General features: G+C 70.9%; 10 protein-coding genes. 4 read left to right on the plus strand and 6 right to left on the minus strand.

The genetic code is table 11. From position 1 onward, the window contains the following. The 3 genes from C1I97_RS39850 to C1I97_RS12510 all read left to right on the plus strand — a co-directional run. Positions 1 to 4471 (plus strand): hypothetical protein (locus C1I97_RS39850; protein ID WP_181446695.1); only part of this gene is annotated, 4471 nt, incomplete at its 5' end. Beyond that, complete coding sequence (locus tag C1I97_RS12505; RefSeq protein ID WP_111003291.1) at positions 4468 to 6111, plus strand: hypothetical protein; 1644 nt, start codon at positions 4468 to 4470, stop codon at positions 6109 to 6111. The genes C1I97_RS39850 and C1I97_RS12505, both read left to right, overlap by 4 nt. 378 nt (positions 6112 to 6489) lie before the next feature. Further along, complete coding sequence (locus tag C1I97_RS12510) at positions 6490 to 7434, plus strand: IS110 family transposase (RefSeq protein WP_309147800.1); 945 nt, start codon at positions 6490 to 6492, stop codon at positions 7432 to 7434. Between the two features lie 344 nt (positions 7435 to 7778). Here the strand turns inward: C1I97_RS12510 and C1I97_RS12515 are convergent, their stop codons facing one another. From C1I97_RS12515 to C1I97_RS12540, 6 genes are all read right to left on the minus strand, one after another. Then, positions 7779 to 8060 (minus strand): hypothetical protein, encoded by a 282-nt coding sequence (locus C1I97_RS12515; protein WP_111003292.1) that lies wholly within the window; start codon positions 8058 to 8060, stop codon positions 7779 to 7781. Continuing rightward, positions 8057 to 8425 (minus strand): hypothetical protein, encoded by a 369-nt coding sequence (locus tag C1I97_RS12520; protein WP_111003293.1) that lies wholly within the window; start codon positions 8423 to 8425, stop codon positions 8057 to 8059. Before C1I97_RS12520 ends, C1I97_RS12515 begins: the two co-directional genes overlap by 4 nt. A 615-nt stretch (positions 8426 to 9040) precedes the next feature. Beyond that, positions 9041 to 10294 carry a TIGR02679 family protein gene (locus C1I97_RS12525; protein ID WP_111003294.1) on the minus strand — a complete coding sequence of 418 codons (1254 nt, stop codon included), beginning with the start codon at positions 10292 to 10294 and terminating at the stop codon, positions 9041 to 9043. Further along, positions 10291 to 14442, minus strand: coding sequence for a TIGR02680 family protein (locus C1I97_RS12530; RefSeq protein WP_181446696.1), 4152 nt, complete (start codon positions 14440 to 14442; stop codon positions 10291 to 10293). Before C1I97_RS12530 ends, C1I97_RS12525 begins: the two co-directional genes overlap by 4 nt. Beyond that, positions 14439 to 15785 (minus strand): TIGR02678 family protein, encoded by a 1347-nt coding sequence (locus C1I97_RS12535; protein WP_111003296.1) that lies wholly within the window; start codon positions 15783 to 15785, stop codon positions 14439 to 14441. Before C1I97_RS12535 ends, C1I97_RS12530 begins: the two co-directional genes overlap by 4 nt. Then, positions 15782 to 17314: a TIGR02677 family protein gene (locus tag C1I97_RS12540; RefSeq protein ID WP_258382536.1), complete on the minus strand. Its 1533-nt coding sequence runs from the start codon at positions 17312 to 17314 to the stop codon at positions 15782 to 15784. Before C1I97_RS12540 ends, C1I97_RS12535 begins: the two co-directional genes overlap by 4 nt. Before the next feature lie 788 nt (positions 17315 to 18102). On the opposite strand from C1I97_RS12540, the gene C1I97_RS41380 reads away from it, so the two are divergent. After that, on the plus strand, positions 18103 to 18851 hold a 749-nt coding region (locus C1I97_RS41380), incomplete at its 3' end, for a DUF4241 domain-containing protein (RefSeq protein ID WP_258382537.1).

Genomic DNA, 18851 nt, shown 5'->3' on the forward strand with positions numbered 1-18851 from the left:
CCGGCCCCCTGCGTCGTCCCGCACCGAGCCCGACGCCGACGAAGCGACCCCCGCCCCGGCCGACGGCTGGGGCGAAGCCGAAGCCACCGTGGAGGCCCTGGTCACCGAGGGTCGGCTCGCCGAGGCGTACTGGGTGAGCCGTGCCGCCGGCGCGTCGGAGCACCGCACGTTCGCCCTCGCCTTCGCGGACGCCGCGTTCCACGATTCGCCCGCCTCAGCCTCCGACCTGCAGGTGAAGGCCGAGGAATTCCTGGACGCCGTCATGCGAAGCCGTCCCCTGGAGGACGACCGCGACGCCCAGTTCATGCTGCTGACGGCAGCCGTACGTAGCGGCATCTCGGCCCGCTGGGCGAGCAGCGTCCTCACCGGCGACCACACGTCCGTCCCCGGTCTTCCTGACCCTTGGGCGAGGGCTCTCGACGGCTTGGTGCTCGCCGTACGCAAGGGCGCGGAGATCAAGCCGGGCGGTCTGCGCGCCGGCGTCGCGGCCGCTGAGGCCAACCGGTTCGAGAGAATCGCCGACCAGGCCCGTCAGCTCGCGGTCGACCTGCCGAAGCGGAAGATCCGCTACCAGCGGGCCACGGTCGTCCTGCAGGCGCTGGCCGGGCCCGAAGGGGTACTCGGCGAGACCCTGCACGCGATCGAGGAGTGGGCCAGGAAGGGTGGCAAGTCCGGCGCGGAGAAGCTGTCCGGGCTGATGGAGGAGCACTTTCGGCGCGCCGATGCCGCGGACCGCCTGATCGACGACACCGACCGGGTCAAGCGCACCACCAAGCAGGCCAAGAACGACATCCACTCCGGCGCCCGTCTTCAGCTCCGCACGCACGTCAAGAGTGTCCAGGACCTCCTGAAGGCGGCCCTGCGCGCCGCCGAGGCGCCGACGGCGTCGGGCAGCGGCGCCATCGGTCCCGAGCTGCCGACGGCGCTCGAGGCCGCCAGGGAGGCGGGGCGGCCCCCGGGTGTGGGCGGCGCGCTGTTCGACCTGCTGGTGCGATGGCTCGACCGGTCCTACACGCCCGGGACCAGGGACGAGGACGTCCGGTTCCCGCCGCCGGCGGACGCGCTGCTGATGCTGCCGGGCCTGTCCTGGCACCCGGAGGGCGGCAGGTACCTGCCCGACGTCGCTGGCCAGGAGGCGTTCTCCGCGCTCGCGAACATACTCGGCCCGAATGACCCAGCCCTCGCCCTCGCCTGGCACCGCACCCGCGGTGACCTGCACCTCGCCGAACGCCTGCTGGACCGGATCTCCCGGGGCGAGGTGCCCGGCGTCGAGCTCACGGCAGTCCAGCTCGCCGAGCAGCGGCAGGCGCTCTCCGACGCGACCGGCCAGTGGAAAGACCGGTGCGCCAAGGAGCACCGCAGCGCCCAGCTGGCGCTGGCCCGGGTCCGCGCGCAGAACCTGCTGACCCACGAGGTGGAGCGCGAGTTCGCCGGCCGTCTGCTGGACCTGGAGGGCGAGGGCCACGGCGGGAGCTTCGGAGAGCGCCTGCGCTCCGTCGAGCAGGTCGCCGAGGACCTGCGCCTCTTGGAGCAGGAGCGCAGCGACGACCTGCGCCGGCAGCTCGGGCAGGTGCGGCTGACGGAGCAGGACGCGAGTCGGATCCGCGATCTCCTGGACCGCGGTGAGACGGTGGCGGCGGAGGAGCTCCTGACGTTCACCCGCCGGGGGCAGCCCTTGCCGGGGCCGGCCGAGCCGACCGGAGAAGTCCTCTCCCGCTTCCTGGCGGGCGTGGCCCACCCGGACGCACCCAGGCCCGACTCGTCCGGCGGCAGCGCCCGTTGGTGGGCGGACCACTACGCCTCAGGCGAGGCGCTGGTGCAGAACGCCCTCTCCGGCCTCGACGCCTGGGACCGGCTGGGGCAGTTGAAGGACGCCCGGAAGGTCGGCAAGGCGGTAGTCAGTGTGCTGCGGCTGCTCGGCCTGAACGCCTCCCAGCCCAACGTGGAAGAGGCCAGGTGGGGCGTCACCCGGCTGAGCGTGCGGGCCGACATCACGGAGAGCACGCCCGGTTACGTCGCTGCCCTCGGCTCGCACGCCCGCCGCATGTACAAGGTTGTCGTCATCACCGACGAGCTGCGGGGTGAGGGCCCGCTGCGCCATCTGCCGGCATCGGCGATCGAGGCCAACATCATTCTGTACACGCAGCCGCTGGGCGTCGAAGGCCGTCGCAGGCTCGCGCAGGAGTCGCGGGGCCGGAGCCACCAGGCGCTGGTCGTCGACCCGGCCGTCGTCGGCTGGGTGGCCGCGCACGCGCCGCGCTCCTTCCGCGCCGTCCAGCAAGTCACCCTGCCGTGGACCGGCTACACTCCGTACACCCCGCATGTCGCGGGTCTGGTGCCGCCCGAGGTCTTCAAGGGCCGCACCGACGAGATGCGTGCCGTCCTCGACCCGCAGGGGCCGATCTTCCTCTTCGGGGGGCGCCAGCTCGGCAAGTCGTCCCTGCTCAGGCAGGCCGTGGAGGTGTTCCAGAAGGACGACCGGGAGAACCGGGTCGCCGTGTACGTCGACCTGATGAAGGCCGACATCGGGCACGCAGAGCCACCGGAGGGCATCTGGCGGATGCTGCTGGCCGAGCTGAAGCGGCGCGGCGTGATCAGCGAGAGCGTCGCCGACCGCGCGCCGGGCAACGTGATCGCGAACGAGGTTCAGCAGTGGATCGAGGAGCGGCCCGAACGCCGTCTGCTGCTGCTCGCCGACGAGGCCGACGCCTTCCTCACGGCGGACGCCCAGGCCGTCTACACCGGCGGCGGCCAGTCCACGTTCCCCACCGTGAAGCGGCTGCAGCGGCTGATGGAGGACACCGGGCGCGATTTCAAAGTGGTGTTCGCCGGTCTCCACCAGGTCCAGCGCTTCAACCGGCTGATCAACGTGGTCACCGCGCACGGCGGTCGCGACGTGCCGGTCGGCCCACTGAAGCCGCAGGACGCCGTGGAGCTGGTGGAGGAGCCCATGGCGGCGGTGGGTCTCACCTTCGAGACCCGCGACCTCGTCTGGCACATCCTCGGCCTGACCAACTACCAGGCCAACCTGCTGCAGATCTTCTGCGACCGCCTGGTCGCCTACATGCAGCAGCGTTCCATGCCCGCCGACGGCCGACACGCCCCGATCACCTGGGAGGACGTCCAGCAGGTGGCCGGCATGGAGGAGGTCCGCGGGCTGATCGCGGAGCGCCTTCGCTACACAATCAACCTGGAGGACCGCTACCGCGTCCTCGCCCTGCTGATCGCCCTGCGCAGCTTGGAGCAGGGCCACGGGCACGGGTACCGGCCCGCCGAACTCCTCGAGCGCGCCCACGAGCGGTGGCCGGACGGCTTCCCACTCAATTCCGAGCGGCAGCTGACCATCTACCTCGAGGAGATGGTCAACCTGGGCCTGCTGATCCGGCTCCCCGGGGATGAGCGTGTCTACGCTATGCGCAGCCCCAACGTGGTGAACATGCTCGGCACCCAGGCCGAGCTGGAGAACGAGCTGCGCGACACCCAGTTCGACCTGCCCTACGACTACAACCCGAGCGTCGCCCGCCGCTCCCTCGGTACCGACCGGCGGACCCGGGTGCAGCGGATGAGCCCGCTGACCGACGGGCAGCTGAGTGACATCCTCACCCACCCGGTCCGCACCACGCTGGTGCCCTGCACCCCGGCGCTCAGCGCCGACCTGGTGGAGCGCGGCATCCAGCTCCACATCGACGGCCACGGCCTGGCCGTCGTGCGCATCGGACCGGACGACGACCTGACCGAGTTCATCACGGCCAACTCCCGCCGCAAGAGAGGCTCCCGGCTGCTCTTCGTCGACCTCAGAGGCCAGGACACGGCCCGGCTGCAGGAGGCCACGGATCGGCTCCTGGACCACACCCGGATCACCCAGCCTCGCTCCGACAGCTCGTCGTCCGTGCCGCGCCGTTACGCCGTCGTCCTGTGCGACCCGGACACCGCCGCGGGCGTGGTGTCGGCCGCCGGGCTGGTGCGCCCCGAGCGGTGGACGGTGGACAGCGTGCGCGCCTGGCCCGAGTCGCCCTTCGGCTCCCCGCGTGAGCGGCGCAGCCTGATCGAGGTGACCGGCGGCTGGCCGATGCTGGTGGAACTCGCCATGCACAAGGTCCGTTCCGGCATGCGTCAGCAGGAGGTCTTCGACGAGCTGCGGGCCGAGATGACCGTACCGGAGCGTGCCAAGGCCCACCTGAAGCTGGCGGGCCTGAGCTCCGACGACGTCGGCCGACTCGCCACCTGGGCGCAGTTCTACACCGAGGAGGAGCACCACGCCGGGGTCGCCGTCGCCGCTGCGGGCGACCTCCAGGCCGCCTTCCACGAGGCGCGTCTGTACGACGAGAGCGACGCCGGGGGCGCGCTGCCCGCCGCGGAACGGCTCCTAGACCGCCTCGACATCCTCGGCGTCCTCGACGTCACCGACAAGGGCGAGACCCTGGACCCGGTCACCTTCCGGGCCGTCAAGGCGATCGGCGGTGACCTGTGACTGCCGGCCTGTGGGGCGGGAACGAGCCGGGCGGGGCGCACGGTCAGCAGGGGGCACAAGCCCGGGAACGCGGGGCCGCCGTCCCGGCCCCACCGGCTTCCGAGCGCGACCTGGTGCGCCTCCCCGGCCCGCGCCGCCACCTGGACCGGCTGGAGCGGGACCTGAGGTCCGGCCGCAGCTGCGTCTGGTACTTCCCGGACCCGATGGTCGACTCCGGCCGGGCGGAGCTGTTTCTGAGGGAGCTGTACGCCCGGTTCGAGGAGCCCATACCGGTCCCGGGCACCGTCACCGCGCTCGCCGACCGCACTGGCGACCGTGGAAGCGCGGTCGTCATCCCGACCCAGCGTTCCACCACGCCCGAGCCGGAGGCCGCGTTCGCCGGAGCCAGCAACCACTTCGCGCTCTGGCACGATGACGACGGCTTCGACGCCGAAGACCCCTACGGAGCCCTGCTGGGCTCGCTGGCCGCCGCCCCGGCCAGCCCACCACCGCCCTCCAGCCACCGCGGCGCGGCCCCGGGCGTCGCAGCGCTCGCCTCGATGTCGCTTGGCGAGCGCCTGGCCAAGGAACTCGGCGTCACCGGCGACCCGTTGAGCGAGCTGGTCAGGCGGGCGGACCGGCTCCGGAACGACGTTTCCGGCGACGACGGTCTGGAGGATGACGCCCTACCGAGCGCACCGCCGCTGATCGTGGTGCGCGGCTGGGACGAGGACTCACCCGAGGAGATGGGCCGACTGCTCCGCACCGCCCATGCCGTCTTCCGCGACGAGGGCCTCGGCGCGGGACACCGCCCCCGCTTCCTCATCGCCGCCCGCATGGGCGACCTGCCCAGCACCGCCTTCGGCGTCGGCCCGAGCCACGACCACGTCACTCTGCACTGGTGGTGGCGGGTGTGGACCCGCCTCGACAGTGAGGTCCTGCTCGCCTGGCGGCCCCGTCCGAACGCCGGGGCCGCCGAGGCACTGCTCCACCGGGTGACCGACGCAGTCGTCGCCGAGGTCTGCGGCCCCGACATCGACAGCGCACTCGCCCTCCGGGAAGCCTGGAAAGGCGGCGACCTGGACTCCCTGCGCCGCGCCCTGGCCGACATCCTTCCCAGCGAGGCGGCCGTCCTGGACCGGACCTGGCCCCGCCGCATGTCCACCGCCCACGCCTCCGCCCCCTCCGCAGAGCTACGCGACGCCTGGTCGACCGGCGCCGTCGACAGCTGGGACAGCCATGTCCGCCCTGTCCTCAGTCACCACCTTCTCGACCCCGATTCCACAGAGCTGCGCACTCTCGTCTGCCACGCCCAGAACCGCGTCCTGCTGCCCCTGGTGGACGAGGCCCGCACCGCCTTCATTGATCTGGTCCCCGGCCTCCTGCGCAAGGAGATCAACCTCGACTATTTCCGCGAGCAGGCTCGCTCCCAGTACCAGGTCAAGAAACAGCTCCCCGCCGCCCCGCTTGTCGAACTGGAGGTGGCCGACCTCCAGCGCGCCTCCCGTCTCCTCACCCTCACCACCGAACAGCAGCGCCGCCTGGACATCCTCTGCGACGCCCGCAATTTCCTCTCCCATCTCCAGCCGCTGGCCTATCGGCAGCTCATGGCTGTGGCTCAGGCGCTCATCAGCGACTGGGTGGCGGACGACGTGGAGTGAGAGGATCCCGGGGGATTCCGTAGCAGGCGGGCCGCTGCAGGCGCTGGACAGACGCGATGCGGAATGAGTCCCACCGGGGCAGGGATCTCGCCAGTTCGCTGCCTGCGCTCCCCTTGAACCGCCCTACGTAGCCTACCTGGAGAACGACGACGGCTTCGAGGTCGAACTCGTTGCAATCAAGTCACCCGAGCCGAGCTGGGATCAACCAAGTCCACAAGTCTTGATGCGATGAAGGGGCGGGGCCTCCCCGTGGGTTTCCCGGGTAGGTCCCGGGTGCTCACGCTCGTCACGGCGAAGGAGGCCCCTGATGAGTGAGTATGACGGACACCAGTACGTCGGCATCGACCTGCACCGCAGGCGGTCGCTGAGGGAGAGCAACTGAGCACGGTGCGTATCCTCAATGATCCGGTCGCGCTGGGGCTGGAGATCGAGAAGGCGGGGAGTCACCCGGACGTGGTGCTGGAGGCCACCTACGGCTGGTATTGGGCGGCCGACGCACTGCAGGCCGCCGGGGCCGAGGTCCACCTGGCCCACCCGCTGGATGTGAAGGGCTTCGCCTACCGGCGCGTGAAGAACGACGTCCGCGATGCCGCGGACCTGGCAGACCTGCTGCGCATGGGCCGGCTGCCGGAGTCCTGGATCGCCCCGCCCGACGTGCGGGAGCTGCGCGAACTGGTGCGCTACCGTGCCAAACTCGTCGCGCTGCGCTCGGACCTGAAGGCCCAGGTCCACGCCGTGCTCGCAAAAGCCGGCGTGCTCATCGCCGTCTCCGACCTGTTCGGCGTCGACGGCCGCGCCCGCCTGGAGCAGACACCCCTGTCCGGCGCCTACGCCCAGCGCGTGACCTCTCTACTGCACTTGATCGACATCTTCGACGCCGAGGTAGCCGTCTTTGACCAGCACATCGCCGGCCGGCTGCGCGGGCACCCCGGCTGCGGAGCCATCCTGTGGCTACCCGGCGTCGGCCCGGTGCTGGCCGCCGTACTGGTCGCGGAGATCGGCGACGTGCACCGGTTCGCCTCCGCCGAGAAGCTGTGCTCCTGGGCCGGGCTGACCCCGCGCCACTACGAGTCCGACACCCTGGTCCGGCGCGGTCACGTCACCAAGCAGGGCAGCAAACTGGTCCGCTGGGCCGCCGTGGAGGCGATCCAGCGGAAGGCCACTCCCAAGATCACCGAAGACCGGGCCCGGATCGAGGCCCGCCGCGGCAAGAACATCGCCAAGATCGCCGCGGCCCGCAAACTGCTCACCCTCGTCTACTACGGCCTGCGCGACGGGCACATCCGCGCGCTGGCCCGCTCCCTGGCCGAGCAGGCGGGATGAGCAGCCCGGACGCGGCAGGCGCGAGGCCGGGCAATTGTCTGACCCCCACACGGCGCGGTCGCGGTTTTGATTGACCCCGCTTGCCGCACGTCGCAGAGCTCCATGCGGCCGGGCGCCGCGAAGGAATGACCGGCAGCCGAGAAACGGCCCTGCCCCTCCCACATGACCAACCGGAGACGAACGACACCCACAACCACATCGTTGCCCGCCCGCTCGCCATCAGCATCCATCGACAGCGAGCCGGGCGTCCCTGCCCGGAACCGTCAATGACCAGCGTCGGCACCGCTCTTGACGACACTCGCCCCTTCAGGAATGACAATTATTCCCACGCCCCAGGAAGACCTTCAGAGAGGGTGGAACGGCGGAACCACTTCGACCACGGCGAGAAGAGGTGGTCGGCTGTACGGCAGGGACTGAGTCGTGAACCAGCCTCCGCACGGCAGGTCATGCCGACGGGCAGTCCCCGAGGTCGGCTCACCAAGCTCGGCAGGATCAATACCGAGGTTCGCCATCTCGACGAGCTGATCGGCGATGTCCTTCACTTCGTCGCGGACAAGCCGCGAATAGCTGATCTCGTCCTCGGCATGGAAGACATACTCCCATACCCAGAGGTCGTCAAAGCTCACCGAGCGTCCGCCTCGTGGAGGCCCACCTCGACTGCCGCACTGCGACGGATGCGGCTGATCTCCGCGGCAATCGTCCGCGCCTCGTCCATGCTGGTAACCCTCGCCGCACGCGCCTCCAGGTCACGGAGCCGGGCGGATGTCTCCGGCCTGCGGGCTATGGCCACCTCCACAGCCCAGCCCTGCACGAAGTTTCGCAACGGCGTCGCGGAGACACTGAGCCTGGCCTTGGCCGTGGCCGCCACCCGCGCCTCGTCGAACCGTGGAAGAAGGTCCGGGGCGACCTGGGCCAGCGCCGAACGGATCGCCTCCACCTGCATAGGCGGCTGCGGGACGTCGGCCGCCGCCTCGTGTGCAGGCTCACTCATATGTCAGCGCTCCTCTCCTGGACCCTGTCCCGACGAGCGTGCACCCATGCCCCTCCCGTTATCAAGCGCACCCGGAAAACAACACCCGATCGAAAGCTCCCTGCCCCACCGAAAGCCTGAACGGCCAGGACCCGGCGGCTCGGCGCATCACCCTCTGTAATTGAGTGTGCCTGGTAGACCGGCGCCTCACAGTACGCAACACGCACAGGAGCACTGTGGTGAGGAACGGTCGCCGGCAGAGTCTCTCGGCCCTCCCTGCCCACAGGCAGTTCGAGCGTCGTATGAGCGTCAAGGTTTCCCGCAAGTTGGCTCGTCTCAGACCTCCCGCGAATCTCGTCAGCAGAAAACCCGCAGGTGGGGGCGGGGCGACTCGTCCGACCTGTTGCACACGGGAAAACGGGTCGAGGGTCGACCCGGAACGGAAAACCCGCAGGTCAAGCAGCCTTCTTAGCGAGCTCCAGAATCGCCACGCACTCCACGTGCGACGTCATCGGAAAGATGTCACTCAGTGAGGGACGTGACATACCAGCAGGTCAACAGCTGTTTTCTGGTCTGCCGGAGGGGCCTTCGGGCACTCGGAGCGTCAAATGAGCGTCACGACCGGCCGGAGCGGCTTTAGCACCTGATCGCTTCCGCCAGGTCTGCCAACAGGACGTCAGCCACCAGTTCCTCGACCACGGCGGTGCCGTGGTCGGTCATGGCACGGGTCAGCTCGGGGTCCCAGGGAGCCTCGGTGAGGCGGCCGGGCTCAGGTCCGTGCGGTGTGCGGGCGGCTGCGGCACGGTAGTCCGCCGCCGTCATGCGCCAAGGTCGGGCCGGGGTCTTGTCCAGGAGATAGGCGGCGATGCGGATGCCTTCGCCGTCGAAGTCGCCGTGATAGCGGAGGACGGCTCCCTGGTCCGCGAGGAGGCGCAGGAGGTGGATGGCCGCGCTGTTGGGCCAGCCGGATGTGCACACGAGCGGCGGACAGTCCGAGCCGAAGCGGCGTACGGCCAGAGCCAGGATGCTGGGGTTCTCAACGGCGTGGACGACGGGTGCGGGGTCGGATGCGAGGGTGAACTCGCCCGGGGCCCGCAGTTGGGCGAGAGTCAGGCTGGCGGCCTGACCGGCCTCGGCACCGACTCGGGCCACACGGGCGAGCGGGCCTTCACCGGCCGGACGCAGTCCACCGACGAGAACGGTGGCCGACAGGTCGTCGTCGGCGACGCCCGCGCGAGTCCACAAGGCGCGTCGGTCCGCCGCGGACTCCGGTGCGGCGGTGTCGTGGAGGGCCGCCAGAGCACGGAGGACGAGGGTGGACAAGCGGGTACCGTCGTCGAGTGCGTGGGAGTCGCCCCTCAGGACCCGGGCAGCGAAGACGGGCAGGGGCTCGGCCTGAGCCGGGAGTTCCGCGAGTACGGTCAGCGCGTCTGCGAGCAGTGTCCGGGTGAGTTCCGGTGAGCCACCGATCAGGCCGGTGGCTCGGCACGATGCGGTCCAGCCGGCGAGCACGGGCTGGGCCCGCACGGTGGCGTGGCCGTCCAACCATGCCCACAGCTCGGCACGTTCGTCTTTCTTGCGGCGTCGTTCACCTGCACGGTCGTCGAGGGGGCCGACGAGTTCGGTGACGGTTTCACGCACCGTACGGCCGGACAGTTCGGTGACAGCCTCTTCCAAGCGCGCCAGGGAGACGGAGGGGCGAGGGTCCGGCAGACGGTCCAGACCGAGAAGGTCGGCGAGGGACTCGCGTTGGGCATCGTCGAGCGGGCCGAGGCGCACCCGTGTGACGGGGCGGCCGGAGGAGAGGCGGCTGTGGACCGTGTGCCAGAGCGGGCGGAGTTCGGGACGGCGCAGGGTGTGTTCGCCCGGGACCGGTTCGGAGTGGGTCATTCCGTCTCCCAGTCGGCGCCATTCCAGACGAAGCGGGCGCTGGTGACAGCGTCGTCGTCCCCGTCGGTGAGGAGCTGGTGGACCGCGATGCCCGGCAACTCGCGGTAGCTGCACCACTCGTGGTCGGAGGTGACCATGAGATCAAGGTCGAGTGCGGTGAGCAGGGCGAAGACCTGCCCGCGGTTGACCGCGTCCACGCCGACGAAGACCTCGTCGAGCAGGATGGGCCGGGGCGCCAGGGGCACGGCCTCGTAGTGGGCGGCGACGGCGGCGAACAGGGGCAGGTGCAGTGCGATGGCCTTCTCTCCGCCGGAGAGCGCGCCGTGCAGCTTCTTGGTCAGCGGCTGCCAGCCGGTTCCGTTCGCCCGGTCGAGGCGCACGGTGAAGCGATGCCAGGCGGTGTAGTCGAGCACCTCGCCGAGCTGTTCCTCCCAGCTCGCGGCCGTGTCGCTGCCCTTGGCCTCCTCGATGCGGGCGCGGAAGAACGCGTGCAGGGCTTCCCGGTCGGTCTCGTTGACCCGGCCGGGGTCCTTGAGCAGTAGCTGACGGGCGGTGCGGGTGCCGTCCGGGAGATCCGGTCGGACGTCCCAGACAAGCTGGACGGAGACGTTGGAGGCGGTACGAACCCGCTCCAGGTGCCCGTTCATGCGGTCGACGAGTTCGCCGGCCTGGCGAATGCGTGCCGCGAGGTGGCGGCGGATGTCGCCGGTGAGGATCTGATCGAAGAGGCGCCGCTCGGCGGCGGTGATGTCGTCACGGCTGCGGTCGCGCTCCTGGGTGAGCGTGGTGAGCAGGCCCGTCGCCCCCACGCGTAGGCCGTCCAGGGTGGCGGTGAACAGTTGGACGTCGTCGTCGGGCTCCAGGTCCAGGTCGGCACGGGCACCGAGGCGCTGGCGGGCTTCGTGGACCGCTTCGGAGAGGCGGGTCGCGGCATCGCCCAGGTTGCGTGGGGCGTGCGGGATGGCGGGCCACTTCGCCGCCGTGGCACGTGCGGCCTCCAGAGTGGCTTTCGCGCCGTCCCCGGCATCGAGTTCCGGTGTGATACCGGCATCCTCCGCCAGCCCCACCAGGCACAGGTGGCGGAACCGGTGCGCCGCGCGGTCCCGGGTGGCGACGGCCTGCTCGCGTCGTTCCGCGTCCTGACCACTGGTGGCCCGCAATCCTCCGATACGGCCTTCCAGGCGCAGAAGGAGATCGGCCGCCCGGCCGGCCTCCTCGCGGCAGCGCCGCAGTTCGGCGCGCGCCTCGGCAACGCGTGCGACGATCTGTCGGTAGTCCTCGCCGACGGTGGCCTCCACCGCCTCAAGGCGCGCCCTCAGTCCTGCCGCCTCCGCTTCGGCGGCGGCGGCGCCCTCGGCCTGCTCCTCGGCGGCTCGGCGCGAGCGGTCTGCCTGCGCGGTCATCTGCCGAGCCCTGTCGCCGGCGGCGGTGGCGGTGAGACGGGCGTCCACCCAGCTGTCGGCGGTGTCCCGGAACCTGTCGATGCCGGTGGAGAGTTGATGCAACCGGTCGCGGTCGGTGGGCAGTCCGTGTTCTGCGGCCCGGCGGCTGAGCGTGCGCAGAGCGCCCGCCACCTCGGTCTCACACCGGGCCAGATGCGCAGCCGCGTCGCGCACGGCATCGTCCCTGGCAGCCACTTTTTCCTCGGCTCGATCCCAGTCACGTCGACGGGTGTCGAGTTCCCGGTAGTCCGGTCGAGCCGCGCGGTCGGCGTCCAGTCGGGCGCGGCGAGCGCCGAGACCGCGCAGTTGGTCGTCGAGCACGGCGAGGGAGGCATTCATCTCGCCGATGCGCTCGGTCAGTTCACCGATCTTGCGCTGCCGGGCCCGCTGCCGCGCGAGGGCACCGATGTAAGCCGGTTCCGGCTTGCTCCAGGTCCCGGTGGCGATCGCGAGACGCCAGGCACCGTCGGCGGAGACGGCCGCGGGGTGATCGCCGGGCAGTGAAGTGCCATACGCGACACCGGCGAGGATGCGGGTCACAGTGTCGACCGGGACGGGGATGTCCTCCTCGGGCTTCAGCACCTCCAGCAGACTGGGCCCCGGGGCGGTCACGGCCAGGGCTGCCTCTGCTCGGGTGTCATGACCCGGCAGCATGATCCCGTCGTAGGGGCTGACCCAGGCATCCAGGAGGCCCGATGCCTCCAGTGCCGCCTCCACCGCGGCCTGGACCGGGAGCGGAACACCTTCGCGAAAGGCGATCAGCCGCCACAGGGATGCTCCCTGCGTCGCCGTGCGGACGGTGGTGCGGGTGGGAGGAGGCGGCAGGTCGGTCTCACCGCTCAGCCGCCGGACCTCCTCCTCAAGTCGGCTCCGCTCGTCCCGCAGTCCCACATGTGCGGCTCGCGCGGTGGCCTCCGCTGTGGCGATCTCTTGTTCCAGCGGGCGTGCGGCGGCTGTGACCAGCGCGGTCACCTCGGCCTCGGTCGCGGCTCTGGCCGCCAGTTCACCGGCGTCGGCAATGCGCAGTTCCGTGCAGTCGCCGGCCCAGGCGAGCAGCCTTTCCGTCTGCGCGGCAAGGGCGTCGTCCCAGGCGTCGGACGCCTCGTCCCGCCGGGCGATCGCCTCCGCGAGCCGAGTACGGGCGTCCTCCAGCAGGCTCTCGGCTGTGCCCCGGTCGCGTACCGAACGATCGTGCTCGTCCATCGCCTCGGTGATGAGGGTGACCTGCCGCCGTCGGGCGGTGACTGCGCCCCGCAGCAGCCGACGGGCCGGTCGGGCCCCGTCCTCGCCCGCCGTGCGTGCACCGGCGGAGCCCTCGGGTCGACGGCCGCCCGCCTCAGGCCCCGGGCCGTCGGCGGGGGTCACTGCGGAATCCGCGTCGAGGAGCGCCTTCACCTCGTGATGGATGGATTCCATACCCGCCGCTCGGGCCGACCGGCGTGCGTCCTCGGCGGCTTCACGCGCGTGCTCGTCGAACGTACGGGCCTGGGCCGCCGCCTCATCGGCGTGCCTCTGGTCCTTCTCCGCCCTGACCTGAGTGGCTTGGGCAGTGGCGCGCTGTCGCCCGGCGACGGCTGCCGCTTCTTCCGTGCGACGCCGGAGCCTGTCGAGTTCCTCACCCTGCTTGTACGCGTCCCTCTCGCGCAGCCCCTCGACGGTCTCGTCCAGGGCCTGCGCGCGCAGCTCGTGTTCCTCGTGCCGGGCCTGAGCGGACTTCCTTTCCGCCAGCGCCTGTTCGAGTTCCTCGGCGCTCCGGCGAGCGGCGCGGGTGAGGTCGTCCATCTCGGTGGTCGCCGAGATCAGCGCGGCCGAACCGGCACGCAGGACCCGTCGCGCGTAGGCGCGCTGTCGGGCTGCGACGGTCTCGGCCGCCGTCACCTCGTCGTCAAGCCGTTTGAGGTGTTCGCGCTGGCGGTCCAGCCGTTCGAAGCCTTCGGCGAGTTCAGCGATCTCGCCTTCGCCCAGTGGGGGAAGGGCGCGGGACAACAGGGTGGAGAGCAGGGACGGATCAAGTCGTTCGGACAGTTTGGGCTGGCGCAACTGGAGCAGGGCGGACAACAGCGACTCGTAACGCTGCTCCCCCATGCCGGCGAACAGTTCACGCCGTACGGCCGTGCGGTAGTCGGCGGCCGAGGCGTGGACCTCGCCGCGGTCGCGAAGGGCCTCGGCAAGCGCTGCGCGAGTCAGCGGCTGTCCCGCCTCGTTGACGAGGAGCACGCCGGCGGGGTGGGCGATCCTGGAGCCGGTGGTGAAGTAGTCGGCGTGTACCCCGCTGGTGTGCACGCTCGCCTGCAGGCGCGCCCCGCAGCCGAACCACCGCTCGGTGCCGTCGTCCCCGACGCGGCGGAACTCCATCCACACATACCCGACACGGGTCTTGCCGGAGGCGCCTTCGCCGAGCAGGTTCCAGTGCATGGTGCGTTCCGAACCGCCGAACGTGGACAGGCGGTTGGGACGCAGGCTGGCGTCGAAGAGGAAGGGCAACAGAAGCTCAAGGGCCTTGGACTTGCCCGATCCGTTCTGGCCGCGAAGCAGCAGGCGGCCCCGGTGGAAGGTGAAGGTCTCGTCGTAGTAGCGCCAGACGTTGAGGATGCCCGCGCGGTGCGGCTGCCAGCGGCTGTGGGCCGCGTCCACCGCGGTTGCCGGTGTCGCGGGCGACCCGGTGGGCTCCGGCCGCCGCGGGACGGGAAGCTCTGTCACGCTCACTGCTGATCCCCTTCTGCCGCAACACCACCGGAAACCATGGTGCCTGCCGTCTTGTGCGGGCCCGTCCCCCAGTCCGGTCCGGGTTCGTCATCCGGATCCGGACTCTTCGCCTCCGTCAGGCGATAGCGGTACGCGGCCGGGCATGCGACGACACGGCCCCCGGCCCTGCGGACGAGACCGACATCACGCAGGACGCGTACGGCGTCGTCGGAAAGCCGGGCCGCCCCATCTTCGGACTGATACGCCTTGGCCCAGCGCGAAAAGCGGCGCAGCAGACCCGCTCCGGCCTCGGCGAGCTGTTCGGGCAGCATTCCGGCAGGCGCGGCGCAGAGTGGCTCCAGAAGGAGCAGTGCGGCGACCCTGGCAGTGGATGTGTCGTCGGGGAAGCGGACATCGGTGGCGATCCCATCCGGGTCCACGAGCAGGAAGCCCTCTGCACGTTCCTCCAGGAGGAAGCCGGCCTGTTCGACCGAGCGACGCAGGATCTGGCGTCCGGTCAGGGACATGACGTATGCCAGTTCGTCCTCGGCGAGCTGCGCCCGGTACAGCACGGGGTCGTCGAAGAGGCGACGCAGCACCGAGTGGCGCAGCCTCAGGTTGCGTTGTGCATCAGTGGCGGCGCTCTCGTTGTGCGTCTCGTCGGCCGTCCCGTCGACGACCGTGCCGCCGTAGCGGCGCTCCCGTACAAGGCCCGTGAGGAGTTCCTCGAACCGGGCGGGCACCTCGTCCGGGGGTACGGCGAGCCGGGAGGCGCCGACGGGTGCGGCGGGCAACCTCATCAGCAGGGTGGCGTCGACGCGGTAGAGGACCTTGGCCTCCGCGGACTCGACATACGTTTCGGTCGTCCCGTCCACCGCTCGCAGCACGTCGTACGATTCCAACAGCTTGAGCACGTCGACGAACGCCATCCGCTCCGGCCGGTGGACCGGGTCGAACGCGGCCAGTGCCCGGTCGGCCGCCGTGGCCTGCACGACACGGTCGGCGAGCATACCGATGGTCGTCATCGGTATCGACAGCAACTCGGCCGCAGTCACGCACAGCAGCACGTAACGCCGGCGGTCGAACGGAGCCCGGCCGGAGCGCGCCCTACGAGCCGGGCGGGAACCGTCCGGGTCGGCGCGGACCTTGGTGAGGCGGGCGTAACCGCGGCGAGGCTCCACCACCAGGCTCCAGCCGCAGGCGTAGTCGAACCACTGGGCCAGTGGCTCGCGACGACGTCGTACCAGTTCGAAGCCGGCCGGGTCGGCGGTCTCGGTCAGCAGAGGGCGGGCGAGGAGGAGACGGATGGCTCGGGCGACCTCCTCGCGTTCCGCCGCGGCCAGTTGGTTGGCGAGGGTGCTCATCCCGCAGCCTCCTGCGGCGTGGCGCGGGGGGCCGAGTGGACGCTCGCTCCGCCCGCCGCTGTGATGTGGACGACGTAGTCCGGTCCGGTCAGTGAGCCCTTCGTGGTGTGCAGTACGGCGGTGCGCTCGTCGGGAGGCTGAGCCAGCGCGATCTCCACCCGGCCGTCTCCCGTCGTGGCGCGCCTCAGGCCACCCACGTCCGGCCGGGCGGACAGGGCCCGGCCCAGCAGGTCGAGCAAACGGTCGAAGACAGCGGGATCCAACGTGCCGAAGGAGGACAGACGCACGGGTCCATCCGTCTCCAGCACCTGCCAGGCGAGTGCGAGTTCCGCCCGCTCCGTGCGGGCCCGCTCGGCGCGCTCTGCCCTGACTGCCGCGACGTCCCGCACCTTGGCCGTGCGAGTGAAGCGCTCCGTCCGTCCGCTGGTCCGCAGCAGCGCCGACACCTCCACCGGTGGGGCCTCGGACCAGGACTGGGACGACGGGATCAACTCCGGGTCGGAGTGGGCGAGGTGAGCGTGGCGTGCCGGGCCGAGGCCGAAGGCCGCCGACCACAACCGGTGCAGATCCTCTTCCGCGGGGGCCGCCGCGAACCAGCGCGCCAGCTCCCGAAAGTCCTGCACGGCGCTGGAGGAGCGGCGCCGCGACTCGTTGATCCGCTCCAGAACCTGCAGGAGCGAGACGATGGCGCGTCGGGCTATGTCGTGCAGCTGCTCGATACGCGGTCGCGCCCCGTCGTCCGGCAGGAACCATGCCCGCAGGCCCGCCCAGCGCGCCCGCCTGCTCTCCAGCCAGCCGGCCGCGGGATCCTCACCGGCCACCGGCGGCAGCTCGGCCCCACGCAGAGCCCGCTCGCGCAGCACGGCGGCGCCCCGCTCCTCCACCCGGGCCACGGCAGCGGCGACTGTCTGCCCGCGCCGGTCGAGGTTGACCAGGAACTCCTGAAGATACGCGACGGTGGCGGCCTTGACATCGCGGAACACCTCCAGATCCGCGCCCTCGGCGCGCAGGAGCCGCTGCAGCTCGCCGTTGAACGCCTTGGTGTTCTCCACCAGAGCGTCCAGATGTCCCTCCAGCTCCCTCAGCGTGCTGAAGATCCGTCGATCGGCCGACGCGGGTTCGCCGGAGAGCAGGCACAGCTCGTCGAGCCGGTCGGCGATCGCCTCCAGCACGGCCGTCTGCAGCGCGCCCGTGGAGGCGAGAACCTCAAGCGCGTGCCGCACTCCGGCGAGAGCGGCCTCGCCCCGGCGGGTCAGCGAATACTGCAGGTTGCGCCGTTCGTACTCCTCGGCCGTACGGTAGTTCTCCGCGTGGTTGTGCACCACGTCCAGGAGCTCCCACTGCACGAGTTTCCTGAGCGCTTCATGCAGTTCCTCATCCTCGACCGCCGCCGCCCAGCCGACCCCGCGCAGCCGCTCTCGCACCGCGTCGAGACTCAGCGCCGTCTCCAGGTGTTCACCGGCCACGCCGAAGGCGTCCAGTACCGCCCCGTACAGATCGGACCTCTCCACCGTCGTGAACCGGAACATCTCCGGTGGCACCCTGCGCACGCCTGTCGCCCCTCCCCACCGCCTCAGCGGCATCCGGATCTCCACCGTAGAGGGCGGCACCGACATTCAGGGGCGAGTCATGGAACAGCGGATTCAACCGGTGAGAATCGGGTGGCCCAGGAGCAGGAAACCAGCCCATGAGCCGGTCAGCATCACTGCCGGCCATCGGCCCGCGTCATCACAGCGTGCGGGTGGGTCACTGAGGGCTGGGACGCCGGCGCCCTCCGTGCGTTCGGACCGCTGACGCGGGCGGAGGCGGAGGAACGGGACGGAGCCGGGGACCCCTATGTGGTGCTGCACCGGGTCCCCGGGCGCGCGGTCCCCGCAGAGGTGCACCTCGTCGCCTGGCGTGATCGTTTCGTCGGGCAGTGGGCCTATGACGAGCTGGGACGGCGAACCCACGAGGTCGATCTCCGGCTGCTGGAGGACGGCCGTCTGTTCCTGCGGCAGTACGTGGAACGGCGGTACGCCTCACCGGAACAGCCGGACCTGGCGCCCGACGCCTGGCGGCTCACGGTGGAACTCCTGCCCGGTTGCCGAGGCAGCAAGGCGCTGGAGGAACATGGACGGAACGGCGGGTCGTTCCACACCCTGGCCGATGTGCCGGAGGAGCGGCGGTGGCACGACCGGTGCGGGTTCGGAGTCCGGGCGGCCGACTCGTCCCGGCCGTCGGACGGGCCCGAGCCTGGTGACGCCACAGCACAGGAGGTGGCTTTCGCGGGCGACGAAGACCCGCATCGTTGTGGCGCCCGCCGAAACCCATGCGTATGGAGTTGCCCGTCGACGACCTCTTTCAGCCGGGGAACCCCTTCTCCGTGGAACCCTGGGACGAGACGGAGACAGCCGAGCCGCGGCACATCGCCATGGTGCGCATCCCGAGCGGGCGCCTGGCCGTCTCGGACCCTCTCGACGAGAAGCCCCGGGAACTCACCGAGCGCATACCCCCCGGAGAGTACGCGCTGGAGGCGGCCGTGATCGCTGGCGAGGGCGAGTACGGCGGGGATCGGTTCCCGGTCACCGAAGAGCCCGCCGTGCGCCTGTTGATCCGGGACGAACCCGCCGTCGCCTGGGAGTCGGCGCTGAGTGAGGGCGAAGACCCCCGTCTGCTCCTCGACGGCCACGCCTACGGCTTCAGCACCGACGCAGCGACCGGCAGCTTCGCGGACGCCGCAGCCTGGGAGACGCTGTCCGGAAAGGTCGGGCGCCACTACGAGGAGCAGGACGACGGCGCATGCGAGTCCATCGGCAACGGCCGCATACGTGCCGTCGACGAGGCGACCGGAAGCGACCTGCTGTCGTTCTGCACGGGGCGACGGGACATGGCCGGTATGGCTCGGCCGCTCCGCCACCGGCGAACTCGTCTCGATCGTGGTGATCACGTCGTACCTCTAGCGTCGCACCATGCAACACCGTGGACGTACGGGCGCATTCGCGGACAGGCGGCATGCCACCAAATCCCCCGGCTTCCGCGGCTTCCGCGCGGTCCGCCCCGCCCCGTCCCGCGCACTCCTCACCC

The organism is Streptomyces sp. NTH33 (assembly GCF_003236365.1).
Lineage (GTDB): Bacteria > Actinomycetota > Actinomycetes > Streptomycetales > Streptomycetaceae > Streptomyces.

Coding starts and splice junctions, on each gene's coding strand:
- C1I97_RS12540 (WP_258382536.1), bottom strand. CDS start 17,314: ATGTTCCGGTTCACGACGGTGGAGAGGTCCGATCTGTACGGGGCGGTA.
- C1I97_RS12520 (WP_111003293.1), bottom strand. CDS start 8,425: ATGAGTGAGCCTGCACACGAGGCGGCGGCCGACGTCCCGCAGCCGCCT.
- C1I97_RS12535 (WP_111003296.1), bottom strand. CDS start 15,785: ATGAGCACCCTCGCCAACCAACTGGCCGCGGCGGAACGCGAGGAGGTC.
- C1I97_RS12525 (WP_111003294.1), bottom strand. CDS start 10,294: ATGACCCACTCCGAACCGGTCCCGGGCGAACACACCCTGCGCCGTCCC.